The sequence below is a fragment of the Mesorhizobium sp. M0166 genome, assembly GCF_040322255.1.
In the GTDB taxonomy this organism is placed as follows: Bacteria; Pseudomonadota; Alphaproteobacteria; order Rhizobiales; family Rhizobiaceae; genus Mesorhizobium.
This window is the reverse complement of sequence record NZ_JAMYTD010000009.1, coordinates 117,568-136,515: the sequence shown is the minus strand read 5'-3', so window position 1 is coordinate 136,515 and position 18,948 is coordinate 117,568. Positions and strand designations below refer to the sequence as shown.

Here is an 18,948-nt window from a genome sequence, read left to right as displayed (position 1 = left end):
TGATCGGCCGAATTTTCAACATTGGGGGCAGGGCGCGATGAAACTGCGATACGAGCTTGGATTTGCCGTGATTGCGACGCTGGCGTTGGTGCTCGCTTCAGCTGCTCAGGCCGGCGATGCGGCGGCACGGCGCATAATCGGCTTTTCGCCAGACGGCAACTACTTCGCCTTCGAACAGTACGGCACGCTCGATGCCGGTGCTTCGGATTCGGGCTGGTCGGAGATCGACATCATCGACACGCGGACCGATGAGTTCGTCGGCGGCAAGCCGATCGTCATCGTCGACGAGACGGAGGATGCGACACTGACGCTTGCGCAGGCGAGGGAGCGTGCCGCGGCGCAGGCGGCGCCCTTGCTGGCCAAATATGCCATAGCGCCGCGCGGCGAGCGGACGGGCTTAGACAAATTTACCTTTCCCGACGACTTGGTCGCCTACAATGACATTGCGCGCCTTGAGCAGGTTTCGCAGAAATGGCTTTCGCCGGCCTATGACGAGCTTGGCATCTCGACCATCCAGCTCGAGCAGATCCTTGCCGACAGCACAGCGGATTGTTCATCGAGTTTCGACGCGACGCAGCAAGGCGAAACGACCGGCAAGGCGCTCGGCTTTCGCCTGACGCTGCAGGGTCAGGACGGCAAGCCGATCAAGCTGCTGCATGAGGACAAGGCGGTGCCCGGTTCGAGGAATTGCCCGACTTCCTACAGCCTGTCGGAATCTTACGCATTCACCCCGGATGGAAAACCGGGCGTGCTTGCGGTGCTCGTGCAGCGCTTCAGCCAGGGATTTGAAGGGCGCGACCGCCGTTTCATCGCCGTGACTGGCCGGGCGCACTGAGGCAACGGGCTGAGAAGTAGTCCGCTACCCGAGTTTGTTGTCCCTAAAGCGGGAGGGCAGCGAGCATAAGTCCGACCCCGCCGGCGATCAGCAAGGCGGCTGCCAGCACCTTTCCATGGCGCTCGAAACCCGTCGGCGCGCGATCCCAATTGTAACGCATGCTCAAACTCCCCAACCGCAGATTCTTTATCTTACGCAGGGTGAGGAGGGCAACTGTCTGGCGATGTGCGGCGTTGCCGATGTCGGTCTTATCACCGACTATTTCTGGGGCATTCTCCGCCGCTACATGCCCCAGCGCAGCGCGGCCGTATGTACCGGTGCATCCCACCAAACGGCCGCTTCGTCGTCGAGCATGCTCAGCGTGATCGAGCAGCCGGCCATGTCGAGCGAGGTCACATAGGACCCGACCAGCGACCGCGCCACCGTCACGCCGTGCTTCTCGAAGATTTTGCGGGCGCTATTATACATCAGATAAAGCTCCATCAACGGTGTGCCGCCAAAGCCGTTGACGAAGAGTAGCGCCTGGCCTTTGGCACCGTCGCCCAGGTCACCCAGGATTGCGGTACAGATCTCGTCGGCGATAGCATCGGCGCTTTTCAATGTGTCGCGTCGCCTCCCCGGCTCGCCATGGATACCGACCCCGAACTCCATCTCGCCGTCGCCGATGTCGAAGGTCGGCTTGCCCGCCGCCGGCACGGTGCAACTGGTCAGCGCCACGCCCATCGAGCGAGTCGCGCCGTTGACGCGCTCGCCCAACGCCTTCAAAGACTCCAGTGGCATGCCTTGTTCGGCCGCCGCGCCGACGATTTTCTCGACCACCAGCGTACCGGCGACGCCGCGCCGGCCGGTGGTGTAGGACGAGTTTTCGACCGCGACGTCGTCATTGGTCACGATTTGCATCACGCCTTCCGACATTTCAGCGGCCATGTCGAAATTCATCACGTCGCCCTCGTAGTTCTTGACGATGAACAGGCAGCCGGCGCCCGTATTGACGGCTTCAGCCGCCGCCATCATCTGGTCAGGCGTCGGCGAGGTGAATACCTGGCCGGGGCAGGCGGCATCCAGCATGCCGTGCCCGACGAACCCGCCATGCAGCGGCTCGTGACCCGAGCCGCCGCCGGAGATCAGCGCCACCTTGCCCGGCTTGAGCACCTTGCGGCGGACAAATTTGTGCTCCTCGCCGAGCGCCAGGATGTCGGCATGCGCGGCAACGAAGCCGTCGAGGCTCTCGGTCAGCACCGTATCGACCGAATTCAGAAATTTCTTCATGGCTGTCCTCCCGAAATAGCCCAGCGTCAGCTGCCCTTGCCGGCGATGCTGGTGATCTTCTGGATGAAATCATTGACCGCCCGGTCGAGCGCCGCATTCTGCTTATCGTCGCCGAAATCGGGAACGATCAGCGAGACATGGCGTGTCTTGCGCATGCCTGCAGCCAGCGACATTTTTCCCGGATGCGCCCGATGGTAGGCTTCAAGGAAATGATCGCGTTCGGCCGGGCTGAAATGGCAAACGGAGAAGATAGCCGGCAAATGCTTCGACGGGATCGGCGTCGAATAGGCCGGGCTGGAAATCTGCGTGACGAAGCTGCGATGCTTGCCCAGCGCATCGGCGAGGCGCTGGCGCATGCCGGACGGGCGCTGGTCGATCACCTGCGACAGGATCGTCTTGTAGGCGCGGATCGCCTCTTCGGGGCCGGATTGCGACGCTTTGTCTGACATGCCGGGCCTAGATCGAAACGTCCGCGATGGCCGCCTTGGCCATCGCGAGTTGGGCGGGAGCGACGGAGAGGTCACGCAGCCCAGTTTCAAGCAGCGCCGGGATCGAGGCGGGGTCGCCGCCGGCGTCGCCACACAGGCTGACCGGAACATTATGCTCGCGGCCGAAGGCGGCAACCGAGGCGATCAGCCGGAGTACGGCCGGATGCCTGACCGAATTCAGATGTGCGACCGACGCATTGTCGCGAGCGGCGGCCATCACGTATTGGGTCAAATCATTCGAACCGATCGAGAAGAAGGCGGCCTTGGCGAATGCCTCCGGCGCAATCGCCACCGATGGCACCTCGACCATGATGCCAAGCGGCGGCATTTTTTGCGCGATGCCGCGCGCCAAAAGGTCAGCCTGCTCTTCCGCGAACAGCGCGGTGGCGTGTTCATACTCTTCCGGAACGGCGATCATCGGGAACATCACCTTCAGATTGCCGTGCATGGCGGCGCGTAGCAAGGCGCGGATCTGCACGCGAAAGACCTCTGGGCGCACCAGCGACAGCCTGATCCCGCGCAGGCCAAGGAATGGATTACCTTCCTCGACGGTCAGGCCCGGCACAGGCTTATCGCCGCCCGCATCGACGGTACGGATCGTCACCGGCTTGTCGCCTGCCCATTCCAGCACTTTGCGGTAGGCGCGATATTGGGTCTCCTCGTCCGGCAGCGTCTTGCCGAACAGGAATTCGGTCCGCATCAGCCCGACACCGTCGCACGCCGCAGCATCGATGCTGTCGACATCGGATGGATCGGCAATATTCACCTGCACGCGGACCGCTATGCCGGTCTTCGTTGCTGCCGGCCTTGTCAGATAGGCTGCCGCTTTGCCGCGATGCGCTGCGAAAGCCAACGACGATCGTCGGAATGCATCGATCTCCGCTTTCGAAGGCGCCAACACGATGCCGCCATGTTCGGCATCGAGCAGAGCCATTCCGGCAAGGTAAGCCGGCGAAGCACCGGGCCCGGCCACCCCACGCGCCACGAGCCCAAGCCCCACCACCATTGGCACGCCGCGTGAGCGTGCCAGCATTGCGACATGACTTGCAGCACTTCCGGCCGTAAGTGCTATGCCGCCGCCGGCACTCCAGTCGGTCTCGAGGAAGCGCGTCGGTGCGATATCCTCGCCGTAGAAGATCGCACCCGCCGGTGCGGCAATGTCGCCGCCCCCGGTCAGCGCGCGTAGCACCTGGTCGCGTATATCGCGCATGTCGGCCGCGCGCGCCCGGAAATAGTCCTGGTCGGATGTTTCGTAGCCGGCGATCTCGGCGTCGAGCGCTGTTCGCCAAGCCACATCAGCAGCCATGCCCTCGACGATGTGCGCAAAGGCCGGACCGGTCAGCGCGTTGTCCTCCAGCATGGCGAGCTGGAATTCGAGGATCCCGGCCGCCTCGCTGTCGCTGGTTTCGATCAATGTCGCGAGCCGGCCTGCGGCAATGGAGATGGCGGCTTCAAGCGCCGCCTTCTCGTCCGCGGCAGTCGCCTTGCGGACATAACGCACAGCAGCCTGGTCCAGATCGAACAGCGGCCCCTCGGCATAGCCGGCCGATGCCGAAATGCCCTGCAGCCTAAGCGGTTCGGGCATGGTCCTTGCCTTCGTCGAAATCGCGCCGCACCAGCTCGACCAGCGCGCCGACCGCCTCACCGGCGCCGTCCCCTCTGGCTCTGATATGCAGGACAGTACCTTTCGGCGCTTTCGCAGCCATTACCTTGACGATGCTCTTGGCGTCGAGCCACGGTCCGTTGGCGGCGAGCGCAATCTCGACGTCGGCCGAAAACGTCTTGGCAAGCTTGGTGAACTTCACCGAAGGACGCGCATGCAGTCCCACCTCATGGGTGATCAGGACGCTGGCTTCGGCTGCTGCGGACATGCTTGTCAAAATTCCCGTTCATTCACGATGGCGACAGTTCGTGCGCCGTCGCCACCACTTCCTTGAGCGAGGCGCCGCCGGAAGCCTCGGTTGCCGCCATCACCGCGCCTTCGACGATCGGCGCATTGCAGACGATGATCTTCTGGGCGCGCGGTTCGCCGATCATCTCGACCGCCATCTCGCTATTGGTCTCGGCACCGCCGAGATCGACGAGGATCGCGACACCCGCCTCCGACCAGGCCTTGTCGATGGCGCCTATGATCGCCTCGACATTGGTTCCCAGCCCGCCATGGCCGTTTCCGCCGCACCATGCAAGCGGCACTTCGTTGCCGACCATCTGCCGCACCATGTCGGCGGTGCCTTCGGCGACCAGCGGCGAATGCGATACGATGACGATGCCGACATTGCTCATGCGCGCCTCTCGATTGTCTCGGCTACGGCCCGCACCAGAAGCGCGGTCGAGCGTGCGCCGGCATCCATATGACCGATCGAACGGTCGCCAAGGAAGGAGGCGCGCCCACGCAGCGCCTTCATCGGCACGGTCGCGTCGGCCGCGTTGTCGGCGATCTCGACGATGTCCGCTGCCGCCTTTCCCTGCAGCAGGGCCTCATGCACCGGCTGCAGCACGTCGAGCATGGTTTTTTGCCCCGCCTGCGACTTGCCTCTGGCGGCCACCGCTTCGATCGCCTTGCCGAAGGCCGCCGCCAGGTCGGCGCGACCCGGCACGGCGGAAATCTCCTTGCCGAGCGCCATGAACAGCGTGCCAAACAAGGGACCGGAGGCTCCGCCGACGGTCATCACTAGCTTGGTGCCGATCGCCTTCAGCGCCTCGGGCAACGGCTTTGCCGCAAACGCGTCGGCCTCGGCCCGCACGGCCTCGAAGCCGCGTTTCATGTTGAGCCCATGGTCGCCGTCGCCGATCGCCTGGTCGAGCCGGGTCAGCTCTTCGGCATGGGCGGCGATGGTGTTTGCCGCTGCCTCGATCAGCCTAGAAATATTCGCTGCCGCCATGTCACCCATGCTCCTGGCCCCTGCGCTGCCGGCAGTACGAGAAAATTGCATATCCGGCAATTGAAGCATTCTTTTCCCCAGTCAAGCGGGTTCGAGCAACGCAGCGAGGGCAGTGAAGACCTCGGCGACGGCAAAGGCGCCCGGATCGACCACGCCGTCGAGCTGGCTGCCAATATAGGCGGACCGCCCGGCCTTGGCCTTGCGCATGGCAGCGGTGGCCTCGGCTCCGCGTTGCGCCGCGACCGCCGCATCTTCCAGACTCCCCTTATCCAGCGCCCTCAAGGCGGGTTCCAGGGCATCGATCATCGTGCGATCGCCGATCCTCGCTCCACCATAGAAGGACACCCGATCCAGGCCAGCGAGAAGCGCCTTGGGAAGCGTTTCGCCAGACTGCAGCGCCTGCGCGGCGGCGGTGAAGAAGATCGACAGCAGCACGCCACTGGAGCCGCCCATGCTGGCGCTCAGGATGTCGCCGACGGCGGCGAGCGTTGCGGCAGGGTCGGCGAGCGGCAGTGTCGCAATGCGGCCTAGCACGCTGCGCGCACCGGCCGCCACAGTCGATCCGGTGTCGCCGTCTCCAGCCTTGGCGTCCAGTCCGTTCAACGCGCCTTCAAGCGAGATCAGCCGTTCGCAGACCGCGACCACCAGCCGCTCGGTGCGCGCGTCCTGGCTGGCTTTCGACGCGTTGCCAAGGCTGCCGGCTTTTGCCATCGGCACGATGCTCATTGGGCCAACCGCTCTTGCCGGCAGCCAGGCGTGAGGACCTACCGGCGCCCGCAACGCCGCTTCGCGCGGCGCATCGAGCCGGATCAGCGACAGAGAAAAGCCGTTCATGTTGAGCGCCGTCATAAGCTGCCCAGGCCCGATCGTCAGCGTCACCTTTCGTGCCAGCGGTGATGCCAATACCGCATTGGCGACAAGCAACATTTCCAGCGGTGGCACCGAACCGAGATTGTTGATCAGCAAGGCGTAGTCGCTGGCCGGATCGAGCCGCGCGGCAAGGCGCTCCGACATGATCGCAACCAGTCTTTCGGCACTTTGTACCGCAATCCGCTCAACGCCCGGTTCGCCATGGATGCCGAGGCCGAGTTCAGCGTCGTCGGCGCCAAATCTTTCGTCATGGCTCTGGCCGGGGATCGAGCAGGACGACAGCGATATGCCGAGTGAAACGATATCCGCCACCGCGGCGCGCGCCGCAGCGGCAATCGTCGCCAGATCGTTGCCGGCTTCCGACAGATAGCCTGCGATCTTGTGCACGAACAAGGTGCCGGCAACGCCGCGCGGCTGGGCAATGTCCGGCAGGGCAATGTCGTCGGCGACGATCACCATCTCGACGCGGAAGCCTTCGGCGCGCGCCTTCTCGGCGGCCAAGCCGAAGTTGAGGCGATCGCCGGTATAGTTCTTGACGATCAGTAGGCACCCGGCGGGACCGGTCACCGCGCGGATGGCGGCCAATATTGCTTCCACGCTCGGCGAAGCAAAGATCTCGCCCGAAACCGCCGCCGTCAGCATGCCCATGCCGACGAAGCCGGCATGTGCGGGTTCGTGCCCGGCCCCGCCGCCGGAAATGACCGCGACCTTGGTCTTATCCCAGTCGGCGCGGAGAATGACCTTGATCTCGGGATAGCCGTCGAGGCGAGCGAGAACGCCGGCGCCGGTCGTGCCGAGAAAGCCGTCCAGGGCCTCAGTTACGATCGTATCCCTGCGATTGAAAAAATGCTTCATCGAATTGGTCCAGTCCGGTGCCCGAAATTGCCGGTTGAAAGGTGCCAGGAAAACACTCGCGCAGCGCTCACATCAGCCGTCGCCCATCGGCGCCGAAATACAGCGGCGAGCGATAGCGGATCATGATCTTGTCGCCCTGCGCCAGGTCGGTGTCGGGGTCGGTCAGCGTCACCAGCTTCTTGGTCCCCACTGTCACGTGCAGATGGTTCTGGTCGCCGAGATGCTCGACCCAATCGACGACGCCGTCGGCATGGCCGTTCGCGGCCTTCTCGATCGAAAGATGTTCGGTACGCGCACCGATTGTCTTGGTTCCCGTCGGCGCGCCGCCATCCGGCAGCAAGCCGACCGGCAACAAATTGATGGCCGGTTGGCCGAGCCTTGCCGCGACGTGAAGGTTTGCCGGCTCAGAATAGATCGTGCGCGGGGAACCAATCTGCACCAGCACGCCGTCGGCGAGGATGCCGATGCGGTCGGCCATGGTCATCGCTTCGATCTGGTCGTGTGTGACGTAGAGCATGGTGGCGCCGAGTTCGGCCTGGATGCGCTTCAGCTCGAGCCTGAGATCGGCGCGCAGCTTGGCGTCGAGCGACGACAGCGGCTCGTCCATCAGGTAGATCGACGGCTTGCGCACCAAAGCGCGGCCGATGGCGACGCGCTGCATCTCGCCGCCCGAGAGTTTGGTCGAGCGATTATTCAGCTTGTGGTGGATGCGCACCATCTTGGCCACATCCTCGACGCGGCGGCGGATCTGGTCCTCCGGCATTTTCCGCGCCGGCGAGCGCAGCGGAAAGGCGAGGTTGTCGTAGACTGACAGATGCGGATAGAGCGAATATTGCTGGAAGACGAAAGCGGTGTCGCGCTCGGCCGGCGACAGCGTCGTCGTGTCGTGGCCGGCAATATGGATCGAGCCCGCTTCCGGCCGCTCCAGCCCGGCGATCAGCCTGAGCGTCGTCGTCTTGCCGGCGCCGGTCGGCCCGAGCAGCACGACGAATTCCCCGTCGGCGATATGCAGGTCGAGATTGTCGACGGCGACATGCTCGCCAAAAACCTTGGACACGCCTTTGATGTGAACATCAGCCATGATGCGCCCTCCCCTGGGAGGCCGAGTCATGGATTTCGGTGCGCACCGCACGGCCGGATCCTTTTGCGAACAGCGACAGCCGCGCGCTGCTCAGCGCCAGGCCGACATGATCGCCCGGATTGAGCCGGATTTCGGCCGGCACCCTGGCCTTGATGATGCCGTCTGCCGTCTCGACCGCCACGATCTGCGTGGTGCCGAGATATTCGGTGCCGTAAATGGCGCCGCGCAGCTTCGAAGCGTCGTCGAAGCGGATGTGCTCCGGGCGGATGCCAAGCGCCATCTCGGCCGGCGCGACATCCTCGCGCACCTCCGGCACGGCCACCTTCGCGCCTTGCACAACAATTTCCCTGGCACCCTTTGAAAGGCCGCCGCCGAAGCCGAGGAAATTCATCGGCGGCGAGCCGATGAAGTCGGCGACAAACATCGTCGCCGGCCGGTCGTAGATCTCGCGAGGCGTGCCGAACTGCTCGATGACGCCATGGTTCATCACCGCGATCTTGTCGGCCATCGACATCGCTTCCATCTGGTCGTGCGTGACATAGACGGTGGTGGCGTGGATGCGGTTGTGCAGTTCGCGCAGCTCATGGACCATCAGGTCGCGGAATTCGGTGTCGAGCGTGCCGAGCGGCTCGTCCATCAGAAAACACTTTGGCCGCCGTACGATGGCGCGGCCGAGCGCCACGCGCTGGCGATCGCCGCCGGCTAGCCCGGAGACCGATTTGTTGAGCAGATGGTCGATCCGCAACAGCTTCGCCGTCTCTTCCACCCTGGCCCGGATTTCAGCGCCTGGCATGCCTTGCGCCAGCAGTGGAAAGCCGATGTTCTTCCGCACATTCATGTGCGGATAGAGCGCGAACAGCTGGAAGACGAAGGCGATGTCGCGCTCGCGGGCACGCCGCATGGTGACGTCCTCGCCGCCAAGCAGGATCTTGCCGCCGGTCGGCAGTTCGAGCCCGGCGATCATACGAAGCGTCGTCGTCTTGCCGCAGCCCGACGGCCCCAGCATGACGAAGAATTCGCCGTCCTCGACGACGAAGTTGGAATCCTGCACGGCGACGAAATCGCCGAATGCCTTCCTCAGATGTTCGACCTTGATCTCGGCCATCGTCTACTCCGGAAATTTCGAGACGATGATGAACATCGCCGTGCCGGCCAGCATGGTGATGAAGGAATAGGTGTAGAGCGCCAGCGCGAAGGGTTGGAACAGCATCAGGAAGCCGATCGCGATGATCGCGGTGGCGACGTTTTCCATCAGCCCGCGCCTGGCCCAGACGGGCCAGCGCGATTTGCGTTTAGTGGTCAGGTTCATTTGCGCACCGCGCCGAAGGTGATGCCGCGCAACAATTGCTTGCGAAGCAGGATGGTGAAGACAAGGATCGGCACCAGGAAGATCGTCGTGCCGGCAGCGACCGCCGGCCAGTCCTGGCCGCCTTCGCCAATGATGGTCGGGATGAAGGGCGGCGCGGTCTGCGCCGTGCCCGAAGTCAGCAGCGCGGCGAAGGCATATTCGTTCCAGGCAAAGATCAGGCAGAAGATGGCTGTTGCGGCAATGCCGGTGGTCGCCTGCGGCAGTACGGTGCGCCAGAACGCCTGCAGCCGCGTATAGCCGTCGATCATCGCCGCTTCTTCATATTCGCGCGGGATCTCGTCGATAAAGCCTTTCAGCAGCCATACCGCCAAGGACACGTTGACCGCCGTATAAAGCAGGATCATGCCGAGCGCCGTATCCGACAGGCCAAGCTCGCGATACATCAGGTAGATGGGAATCGCGACGGCGATCGGCGGCATCATCCGCGTCGACAGGATGAAGAACAGAAGGTCGTCGGCTAGCGGCACCTTGAAGCGCGAAAAACCATAGGCCGACAGCGTGCCGAGGAACACCGCGCAAAACGTCGAGCCGAACGCGATGATCAGCGAATTGACGAAGCGCGGCATGAAGTTCGACGGGCCGGCGATCACCATGTTGCGCTTGCGCACCGTCTCGTCGCACAGGCCCGTCGCCGGCCCAAGCGAGTTGATGTATTCCGGCGTCTGCCTTGTGCGCGTCGTGAACAGGTTGCAGTAGCCCTCAACGCTCGGCTGAAACAGGATCTTCGGTGGGTAAGCGATGGAATCGGGCGGCGTCTTGAAGCTGGTGGCGAAGATCCACAGCAGCGGCACGATCGAGATCAGCGCGTAGGCGACGATGATCGTGCCGGCGACGCGCTTCGACGTGGCCGACGGCGCGACAACGGAATGGGCTGACGTCAGGCTCATCTCTGCTTCACCTTGTTGAGCGCCTTGACGTAGATGTTGGCCAGCCCGAACACCGCGACGAACAGGATGATGGCGAAGGCCGAGGAATAGCCCGTCCGCCAGCTTTCGAAGGCCTGCCGCTTCAACGTGATCGAGGCCACTTCGGTGGTCGATCCCGGCCCGCCGCCGGTGAGCAAATTGACCATGTCGAACATCTTGAAGTTCTCGATGCCGCGAAACAGCACCGCCAGCATGATGAAGGGTAGCGCCATCGGCAGTGTGATCGACCAGAACTGCCGCCAGTTGGAGGCGCGGTCGACCTCGGCCGCTTCGTAGATGTATTCGGGGATCGAGCGCAGGCCGGCGAGGCAGATGAGCATCACGTAAGGCGTCCACATCCAGGTGTCGACGATGATGATCGACCATGGCGCCAGCGACACGTTGGAGAGCATGCTGATCTGCGTTGCCGGGATTCCGGTTACGAACGAAACGGCGTAGGCGAACAACCCGATCTGCGGCTCGTAGAGGAAGCGCCAGAAATTACCGACCACCGCCGGCGATAACATCATCGGCACCAGGATGATTGTCGTCCAGAAGGCGTGGCCGCGAAACTTGCGGTCGATCAGCCAGGCCAGCGTGAAGCCGATCAGCGTCTGCAGCAGGATGGTCCAGAACACGAAGTGCGCCGTCGTCTGCATGGCGATCCAGATGTCCTGGTCAGCCAGGATGCGCTTGTAGTTCGCCAGCCCAAGGTTTTTCACAACCTCGTTGGGCCGATTGGCGCGAAAATTGGTGAAGGACAGATAGATTGCCCAGAACAGCGGAAAGATGTTGATGGCTAGAAGCAACAGGATCGTCGGCGAGATGAACAGCCAGGCGAGGCCCTTGTCGCTGATGCCCCGGACCTTGCGGGCCAACGGCTCAGGCGTAGCCCGGGCAACGCTGTCCGCCGTCCGATTGGGCATGGTCAGTCCTGCTTCGGTCACTTGGATCGTCTCGACAATGGAATTTATCTGAACTGTGTCCCGTGCCAAGGGTGGCACGGGACGGTTCGGTCATGGGCTCGGGAGGAGCCGTTTACATCTTGCCGTCGTCCTGGAAGACCTCGGTCCAGTCCTTGACGAGGCCGTCGAGCGCATCCTTGGCCGAGCCTTGCCCGGCAACCACATAGTCGTGGAAGCGCTTCTGCGATGCCTGCAACAGCGGGGCATAGCTCGGCTCGGCCCAGAAGTCCTTCACGATGGCCATCGAGTCGAGGAAGGTCTGCGCGTAGGGCTGGCTGGCCGGGAAGGCCGGGTCCTTGACGACCGCGTTGAGGCAGGAATAGCCGCCGAGCGACCACCATTTGGACTGCACGTCCTTGTTGGCGAACCATTTGATGTATTTGAGCGCGGCTTCCTGCTTGTCGGAATAGGAGACCACCGAGATGCCCTGGCCGCCGAGCTGGGCGAACTGGTCGCCGTCCGGACCTTTGGGATTGACGAAATAGCCGATCTTGTCGCCGCCGACATTCTCGTCCTTCTGCAGGCCTGGCCAGGTGAAGGCGAAGTTCATGTGCATCGCCACCTGGCCGGATTTGAAGGCATCGACGCCTTCGCCCATGTAGCTGTTCGAGGCGCCGGGAGGGGTGCAGCAATCGTAGAGCGCCTTGTAGAATTCCAGGCCCTTTACCGATTTGTCGGAGTTGACGAAGCCTTCCATCTCGTAGGGCTTTTTCGGGTTCTCGTACTGGAAGCCGAAGCTGTAGAGTACGTCCATGGCACCCATGGTGATGCCTTCCGAGCCGCGCTCGGTGTAGATCGACGCGCCATAGACGGTCTTGCCGTCGATCTCGCGCTTCTGGAAGAATTCGGCGATCTGCTTCAGCTGGTCGAAGGTCGTCGGCGGGCCGAGATCCCAGCCGTACTTTTCCTTGAATTCCTTCTGCAGCTCGGGCTTGGAGAACCAGTCCTTGCGGTAAGTCCAGCCGACAACGTCGCCCATAGCCGGCAGCGCCCAGTAATTCGGCGAGTTCTTCGGCCATTCCGAATAGCCAACGACGGTCGCCGGCACGAAATCGTCCATGCTGATCTTCTCCTTGTCGAAGAAGTCGTTCAGCTTGACGTAATGGCCGTTCTCGGCGGCACCGCCGATCCACTGGCTGTCGCCGATGATGAGGTCGCACAGCTTGCCGTGCGAATTCAGCTCGTTGAGAAAGCGGTCGGCATAGTTGGTCCACGGCACGAATTCGAATTTCATGCCGATGCCGGTTTCCTTGGTGAAGTCCTTGGACAATTCCACAAGCGCGTTGGCCGGGTCCCAGGCTGCCCAGCAAAGCGTCAGATCTTCTGCCTGCGCGACGTTCGAAACGGCTGTCGACGCAAAGAGTGTCGATGCCAGTCCCAACGTCAGTTTCAAGGTCGATTTCATGCCTTCCTCCCATTTGCGAAACGCGTCCGGATGACGGTTTCAAGAGCCCTCTAAACCCCTCCTCCGGGGCCTAAACACAACGACGCGGCGGCGCACCGGATGTTTAGTAATTTGTTTAGTGATGCAATTTTTACTAAACAAGGCAAGCGAATTCGTTGCTGCATCGCAGCATGCTGGATAGGAAAGCAACGTGAGAAGTTGCGGCGACCTGCCTAGGTCACCGTCTTGTTGCTGATCGCCACCGGACGGATCACTGGGGCCGGCGGCAGCAGCGCGCGGATATCGGCGAAGGGGAAGACGGGCTCGAAGCGGAAGGCCTCGGCGAACGATCCGGCTGGGCCGTTGCCCTGGCCGGCGCGAAAGGCGTTCTGCGTGCGCGCCGCGTCGACGAAACGCTCGGGATCCTGCGACTGGTGCGCCCGGATGGCGTCCACCTTTAGATCGAAATGCCTGGAGATATCGACATAGTGCGTTGGCGAAAACCCGGTGCCGCCGAACGTGTCGGCGTGCAGCACCGGCACCGAGAATGAGGCGGCTATGCGCACGCCATCGGACAGCGCGCGGTGGTCGCCATGATAGTCGTTCGGCGCATGGGTGATCGCCAGATCCGGCCCTATCTCGCCGATCAGTGCTGTCAGCGCGCCGATCAGCGCGGCATCCGCCACCAGCGCGCCATCGGGAAAATCGAGAAAGCGCGGCGTCACGCCAAGCAGGCCGGCCGCCGCCGTCGCCTCCTTGCGGCGCGTGCGGGCCAGCGCGGCCGGATCGCCATAGCCGCCCCTGGCGCCATCCGTGGCTATGGCAAAAAAGAGTTCTGCGCCTTGCGCGGCATAGGCCGCCATCGTACCGAACATGAAGATCTCGATGTCGTCCGGATGCGCGCCAAGCGCCAGTATCTTCACTCTCATCTCTCCCGGAAACGGAAAAACGTGCCCAACGGAATTCTGCTCGCTCTCATCGCCTATGCAAGCTATTCGTGCAGCGACGCCGTTGTCAAAAGCCTGGGCGGGCAGTTCAACGTCTTCGAGATCGGCTTCTTCTCGACATTGTTTGCCGGCTGCTTTCTGCTCTTTGCCAGGCCGGCAGGCGAGCGCTGGCGCGATTTCTGGCGCACGACCCGGCCGTGGGCGGTACAGGCCCGCGCCTGGGCCGGCATCGCCTCGGGCGTGCTCAGCGTCTACGCCTTCACCACCATCCCGCTGGCGGAAGTCTATGCGCTGATCTTCCTGGCGCCACTGTTCGTCACCATCCTGGCCACGCTGGTCCTCAAGGAGAAGGTCGGCCCATGGCGGTGGCTGGCGGTCGTCGCCGGCTTTGCCGGGGTCATGCTGGTCGTCAGGCCTGGGTTTCGCGAGTTGCAGCTTGGTCATCTGGCGGCGTTCATCATCGCCTTCCTGGCCGCCACCAATGTCGTCCTGATGCGTTCGCTGGCCGCGCAGGAAAAGCGCACGACGATGCTCGGCGTGCTGATCGGCTACGGCCTGCTCTTCAACGGCGTCGGTGCGGCCGCCACCTCGTTCACGCTGCCGGATGGCAGGCAATGGGCCTGGCTGGTGCTGGCCGGCGCCTTTACCGCCGGCGGTCAGCTGCTGCATCTGCTGGCGGTCAAATACGCACCGGCCAACCGCATCGCGCCAACGCATTACTCGCAGATCGTCTGGGCGGTGGTTTTAGGTGCGCTGTTCTTCAGGGAATATCCGGATTTTCTGTCGCTGGTCGGGCTCGCCGTGGTCGGCGGTTCCGGCCTGCTGACGATGGTGCGCGAGGAGGTGCGGCTCGGCACCGTGCGCTGGAACCCGTTTTCGCGGACCAGGCTTTGAGTCGGCGCCGAGGTTGCGCCGCGACCGCCACCGCTGATATGCGATCGGCGCCAACTGGCTGCACATCCTTGGGACAATGACCACAAAACCTTTGCCGGAACTGCCGGTCTCCGCTGTCTTGCCGGCGCTCAATGAAGCGCTCGGCCATGGTAACAGCGCCGTACTGGTGGCGCCGCCTGGCGCCGGCAAGACGACGCTGGTTCCACTGGCGCTGCTCGACGCTGAATGGCTCGGCGTCGGAAAGATCATTCTGCTCGAGCCGCGCCGCCTCGCCGCCCGCGCTGCCGCCCGCCGCATGGCCGAATTGCTTGGCGAAGAACCCGGTGAGACGGTCGGCTACGCCATGCGCATGGAAAACCGCACTTCTGCGAAGACCAGGATCCTCGTCGTCACCGAAGGCGTGCTGTCTCGCATGATCCTCGACGATCCCGAGCTGGCTGGTGTCGCGGCGGTGTTGTTCGACGAGTTCCACGAACGCTCGCTCGACGGCGATTTCGGGCTGGCGCTGGCGCTCGACGTGCAAAGTGCGCTGAGGCCTGACCTCAGATCGCTGGTGATGTCGGCGACGCTCGACGGTGCGCGTGTCGCAAAACTGCTGTCCGGCGCGCCGGTGATCGAGAGCGCAGGCCGCGCCTTCCCGGTCGACATCCGCTATGACGAGCGGCCGGCCGGCGTCACCATCGAGGATGTGATGGCCAGGACGATCCGCTCGGCGCTTGCCGGGGAGGAGGGCAGCGTGCTCGCTTTCCTGCCCGGCCAGCGCGAGATCGAGCGCACCGCCGAGCGGCTGGCGGGCAAGGTCGGCGCCGACACCGACATCGTGCCGCTCTACGGTATGCTCGACAACAAGGCGCAGGACGCGGCGATCAAGCCGGCGCCGCCCGGCCGCCGCAAGGTCGTGCTGGCGACGTCGATCGCCGAAACCTCCATCACCATAGACGGCGTGCGCGTCGTCATCGATTCCGGCCTATCGCGGCTGCCGCGCTATGAGCCGGCGAGCGGCCTGACGCGGCTGGAGACGGTACGTGCTTCCCGCGCTTCCGCCGACCAGCGCGCCGGCCGTGCCGGGCGTACGCAGCCGGGCGTCGCCATCCGGTTATGGCGGGCCGAGCAGACGGCGGCCCTGCCGGCTTTCACGCCGCCGGAAATCCTCGAGGCCGATCTTTCCGGCCTGTTGCTCGATTGCGCCGCGTTCGGCGTCGCCGATCCGACCAGCCTGTCCTTCCTCGACCCCCCGCCGGCTCCGGCGCTCACCGAGGCGAGGGCGCTGCTGCGCGCGCTCGATGCCGTCGATGCGGCAGGACGCCTGACGGAAGCCGGTGCCGCGATGCGCAGGCTGGCGCTACCGGTTCGGCTCGCCCACATGGTCGCCGAGGCGGCAAGGACCGGACAGGCGCTCGAGGCGGCGATGCTCGCCGTGCTGTTGACCGAGCGTGGCCTTGGCGGCGACGGTGCCGATCTCGAACGGCGGCTGATGCGGTTCCGATCCGAAAGATCGCCGCGCGCCATCACCGCGCGGCGGCTTGCCGAGCGGCTGGCGAAACAGGCATTACCCTCCCCCGTGTGGGGGGGGGGGGGGCGCGGCGCGGGGCGGGGGGGGGGGGGGGGGGGGGGGGGCCCGGCCCCCCCCCCCCCCCCCCCCCGCGCGGGCGCCCGCGCCCCCGGCGCGGCGGGGCCCCCCCCCCCCGGGTCGGGCACGCCATCGCCGACCCCACCCCGTCTCCCTCGCCTTGCTGCGCAAGGTTCACTCGCCGACCCTCCCCTCAAGGGGGAGGGTAATGCCGGCGCCTTCCTCATCCATGCCTGGCCGGATCGGGTCGCCAAGGCGCGCGGCGAGCGTGGCCGCTTCGTGCTTGCCAACGGCTCGGGCGCCATGCTCGACGCCTCCGACCCGCTGGCCGGCGAGACCTGGCTCGTCGTCGCCGACCTGCAGGGCAAGGCGCAGAACGCACGCATCACGGCTGCGGCAGCCATCGATGAGACCGATATCCGTGCCACGCTGGCCGAAAAGATCGAGACGCGCCGCGAGGTGAGCTTCGACCGCGACAGGCGCGCGGTGCGGGTGCGCGAAACGGTTCGCCTCGGCGCCATCATGTTGTCCGAACGCATGCTGCCGGCGCCGACCGGTGCCGACGCGGATCGCGCCATCCTCGACGCCTTGCGCGAACACGGGCTGTCCCTGTTGCCGTGGACCAGGGAGGCGGAGACGTTGCGGCAGCGGCTCGGCTGGCTGCACCGCGGCCTTGGCGCACCATGGCCCGATGTCTCCGATGCCGCACTCGTCGAGCGCCTCGACGACTGGCTGCTGCCGTTCCTTTCCGGTGCCGCATCCTTTGCGGCGATTGATCCCAGCGTGCTTTCGCAAGGCCTGATAACGCTGGTGCCGCACGAATTGCAGCGCAAGATCGACATATTGACGCCGACCCACTTCGACGCTCCGTCGGGCAGTCGGCTGCCGATCCGCTATGACGGCGAATGGCCGGTGCTGGCGGCGCGCGTGCAGGAGCTGTTCGGCCTCGACCGGCATCCGGCGATCGCCAACGGCACCGTGCCGCTGACGCTCGAATTGCTGTCGCCGGCGCATCGGCCGATCCAGACGACGCGCGACCTGCCCGGCTTCTGGCGCGGCTCCTGGGCCGATGTGCGGGCAGACATGCGCGGCCGCTATCCCAGGCATGTCTGGCCGGAGAACCCGCTTCTCGCCGCCGCCACCAGCCGCGCCAAGCCGCGCGGTACCTGATGCTTCGAGGCTGTCATCCCGAACGGAAGGCAAGCTTCGGCAGTTTTTCGGAAAAGACCTCCGGCTGTTTCCCCTCTATAATCATTGGCCATGATAAACATCCTGCACGCACCCGACTTCCAGCAAAGCCAGCGGCTGCGCCTCAACACGCTGATCAGGTTGCGCTGGCTTGCCATCGTCGGCCAGAGCCTGACCGTGCTAGTCGTCGCTTACGGGCTGAAATTTCCGCTGCCGGTCAGCATGTGTTTTGCGCTGATCGCTTGTTCGGCCTGGATGAACCTTTTGCTGACCTTCCGCTATCCGGCGGCGCATCGGCTTACCCCGTTCTCGGCCTTCGCCATCCTGACCTTCGATAGCCTGCAGCTTGCCGGCCTGCTCTACATGACCGGCGGCCTCACCAATCCGTTTTCGCTGCTGATGACCGTGCCCGTCGTCGTCTCTGCGACGTCGCTGCCGCTGCGGCTGACGGCCATGCTCGGCGCGCTGGTGATCGTGGCGGCGACGCTGCTGGTCTTTTACCACCTGCCGCTGCCCTGGTACGAGGGCGCGCCATTGGCGATGCCGTTCATCTATGTCGCCGGCATATGGATGGCGGTGTTCTGCTCCATCGCCTTTACCGCGATCTATGCCTTCCGGGTGGCCGAGGAGGCGCGGCTGCTTGCCAACGCGCTTGCCGCCACCGAACTGGTGCTGCAGCGAGAACAGCATCTCTCGGCCCTCGACGGCCTCGCGGCGGCCGCCGCGCACGAGCTCGGCACGCCGCTCGCCACCATCACGCTTGTCGCCAAGGAGATGGAGAAGGCGCTTGGCGAAGATCCGAAATACGGCGAGGACGTGAAGCTGCTGCGTTCGCAGAGCGAGCGCTGCCGCGAAATCCTGAAGCGCCTGACCAGCCTTTCCTCCGAGAGCGAGGTGCACCTCTCGCGTCTGCCGCTGACCTCGCTGGTCGAGGAAGTGACGGCGCCGCACCGCGATTTCGGCATTTCGATCAAGCTTCGACCGGGCGAGCGCATCGGCCCGGAACCGGTGGGCCGGCGCAATCCCGGCGTTATTTACGGCCTCGGCAATCTGGTCGAGAACGCCGTCGACTTCGCCCGCAAAAGTGTGACAGTGCGCTGGAAATGGAATGAGGCCGCCGTCAGCTTCTCGATCATCGACGACGGGCCGGGCTTTCCGCCGGAGATCATCGACCGCATCGGCGAACCCTATATGTCGACGCGCCAGGGCACCGAAGCCGGCGGCGGCCTCGGCCTCGGCTTGTTCATCGCCAAGACCTTGCTCGAACGCTCCGGCGCGACGCTCGATTTCCGCAATTCGAGCGAGCCCGGCGAGGGCGCTATCGTGCAGATATCGTGGCCGCGCAGCGTCTTCCTCAATCCCGAGCAGGCTTCGGCCACCATGTTCGACACCGCCTAAATTGGACAATAGCGTTGCGAAACTATATTTGCGTAAAAATCAGGCAGC

Annotated in this window: 18 protein-coding genes; 4 read left to right on the top strand and 14 right to left on the bottom strand. The window is 64.3% G+C overall.

The window, feature by feature from the left end:
* The first annotated feature begins 37 nt into the window (after positions 1-37).
* The gene (locus NKJ46_RS13425) at positions 38-835 is read left to right on the top strand and encodes a DUF2259 domain-containing protein (RefSeq protein WP_352665435.1); all 798 of its coding nucleotides are present in this window, start codon (positions 38-40) and stop codon (positions 833-835) included.
* A 282-nt stretch (positions 836-1,117) separates the two neighbouring features.
* Here NKJ46_RS13425 and dhaK read toward each other — a convergent pair whose 3' ends face one another.
* From dhaK to NKJ46_RS13355, 14 genes are all read right to left on the bottom strand, one after another.
* Positions 1,118-2,104, bottom strand: coding sequence for a dihydroxyacetone kinase subunit DhaK (gene dhaK, locus NKJ46_RS13420; RefSeq protein WP_352665434.1), 987 nt, complete (start codon positions 2,102-2,104; stop codon positions 1,118-1,120).
* A gap of 26 nt (positions 2,105-2,130) precedes the next feature.
* Positions 2,131-2,553: a hypothetical protein gene (locus NKJ46_RS13415; RefSeq protein ID WP_023717968.1), complete on the bottom strand. Its 423-nt coding sequence runs from the start codon at positions 2,551-2,553 to the stop codon at positions 2,131-2,133.
* Positions 2,554-2,560: 7 nt separating this feature from the next.
* Positions 2,561-4,177, bottom strand: a complete 1,617-nt coding sequence (gene ptsP, locus NKJ46_RS13410; RefSeq protein WP_352665433.1) for a phosphoenolpyruvate--protein phosphotransferase — start codon at positions 4,175-4,177, stop codon at positions 2,561-2,563.
* Positions 4,161-4,463, bottom strand: coding sequence for an HPr family phosphocarrier protein (locus NKJ46_RS13405; RefSeq protein WP_292659371.1), 303 nt, complete (start codon positions 4,461-4,463; stop codon positions 4,161-4,163). Before NKJ46_RS13405 ends, ptsP begins: the two co-directional genes overlap by 17 nt.
* 22 nt (positions 4,464-4,485) lie before the next feature.
* Positions 4,486-4,875: a dihydroxyacetone kinase phosphoryl donor subunit DhaM gene (gene dhaM, locus NKJ46_RS13400; RefSeq protein ID WP_352665432.1), complete on the bottom strand. Its 390-nt coding sequence runs from the start codon at positions 4,873-4,875 to the stop codon at positions 4,486-4,488.
* Complete coding sequence (dhaL, locus tag NKJ46_RS13395; protein WP_352665431.1) at positions 4,872-5,474, bottom strand: dihydroxyacetone kinase subunit DhaL; 603 nt, start codon at positions 5,472-5,474, stop codon at positions 4,872-4,874. Before dhaL ends, dhaM begins: the two co-directional genes overlap by 4 nt.
* Positions 5,475-5,555: 81 nt before the next feature.
* Positions 5,556-7,199 (bottom strand): dihydroxyacetone kinase subunit DhaK, encoded by a 1,644-nt coding sequence (locus tag NKJ46_RS13390; protein WP_352665429.1) that lies wholly within the window; start codon positions 7,197-7,199, stop codon positions 5,556-5,558.
* Positions 7,200-7,266: 67 nt separating this feature from the next.
* A complete protein-coding gene (locus NKJ46_RS13385) occupies positions 7,267-8,280 on the bottom strand; it encodes an ABC transporter ATP-binding protein (RefSeq protein ID WP_352665428.1) in 1,014 nt (337 codons plus the stop codon).
* Entirely contained in the window at positions 8,273-9,385 is a 1,113-nt protein-coding gene (locus NKJ46_RS13380) for an ABC transporter ATP-binding protein (protein ID WP_352665427.1), read from the bottom strand. Before NKJ46_RS13380 ends, NKJ46_RS13385 begins: the two co-directional genes overlap by 8 nt.
* A gap of 3 nt (positions 9,386-9,388) precedes the next feature.
* Positions 9,389-9,589, bottom strand: coding sequence for a hypothetical protein (locus NKJ46_RS13375; RefSeq protein WP_352665425.1), 201 nt, complete (start codon positions 9,587-9,589; stop codon positions 9,389-9,391).
* The gene (locus NKJ46_RS13370) at positions 9,586-10,536 is read right to left on the bottom strand and encodes a carbohydrate ABC transporter permease (protein WP_023717959.1); all 951 of its coding nucleotides are present in this window, start codon (positions 10,534-10,536) and stop codon (positions 9,586-9,588) included. The genes NKJ46_RS13375 and NKJ46_RS13370 overlap by 4 nt, the downstream gene beginning before the upstream one ends.
* The gene (locus NKJ46_RS13365; protein WP_352665482.1) at positions 10,533-11,480 is read right to left on the bottom strand and encodes a carbohydrate ABC transporter permease; all 948 of its coding nucleotides are present in this window, start codon (positions 11,478-11,480) and stop codon (positions 10,533-10,535) included. The genes NKJ46_RS13370 and NKJ46_RS13365 overlap by 4 nt, the downstream gene beginning before the upstream one ends.
* Positions 11,481-11,592: 112 nt before the next feature.
* A complete protein-coding gene (locus NKJ46_RS13360; protein WP_352665424.1) occupies positions 11,593-12,924 on the bottom strand; it encodes an ABC transporter substrate-binding protein in 1,332 nt (443 codons plus the stop codon).
* Between the two features lie 212 nt (positions 12,925-13,136).
* Complete coding sequence (locus NKJ46_RS13355; protein ID WP_352665423.1) at positions 13,137-13,826, bottom strand: PIG-L deacetylase family protein; 690 nt, start codon at positions 13,824-13,826, stop codon at positions 13,137-13,139.
* Between the two features lie 27 nt (positions 13,827-13,853).
* Here NKJ46_RS13355 and NKJ46_RS13350 point away from each other — a divergent pair, with 27 nt between their 5' ends.
* From NKJ46_RS13350 to NKJ46_RS13340, 3 genes are all read left to right on the top strand, one after another.
* Positions 13,854-14,744, top strand: a complete 891-nt coding sequence (locus NKJ46_RS13350) for a DMT family transporter (protein ID WP_352665422.1) — start codon at positions 13,854-13,856, stop codon at positions 14,742-14,744.
* Positions 14,745-14,820: 76 nt separating this feature from the next.
* Positions 14,821-17,484, top strand: coding sequence for an ATP-dependent helicase HrpB (gene hrpB / locus NKJ46_RS13345; protein ID WP_352665421.1), 2,664 nt, complete (start codon positions 14,821-14,823; stop codon positions 17,482-17,484).
* Between the two features lie 90 nt (positions 17,485-17,574).
* Positions 17,575-18,900 (top strand): ActS/PrrB/RegB family redox-sensitive histidine kinase, encoded by a 1,326-nt coding sequence (locus NKJ46_RS13340; protein ID WP_352665419.1) that lies wholly within the window; start codon positions 17,575-17,577, stop codon positions 18,898-18,900.
* Positions 18,901-18,948 lie beyond the last annotated feature (48 nt).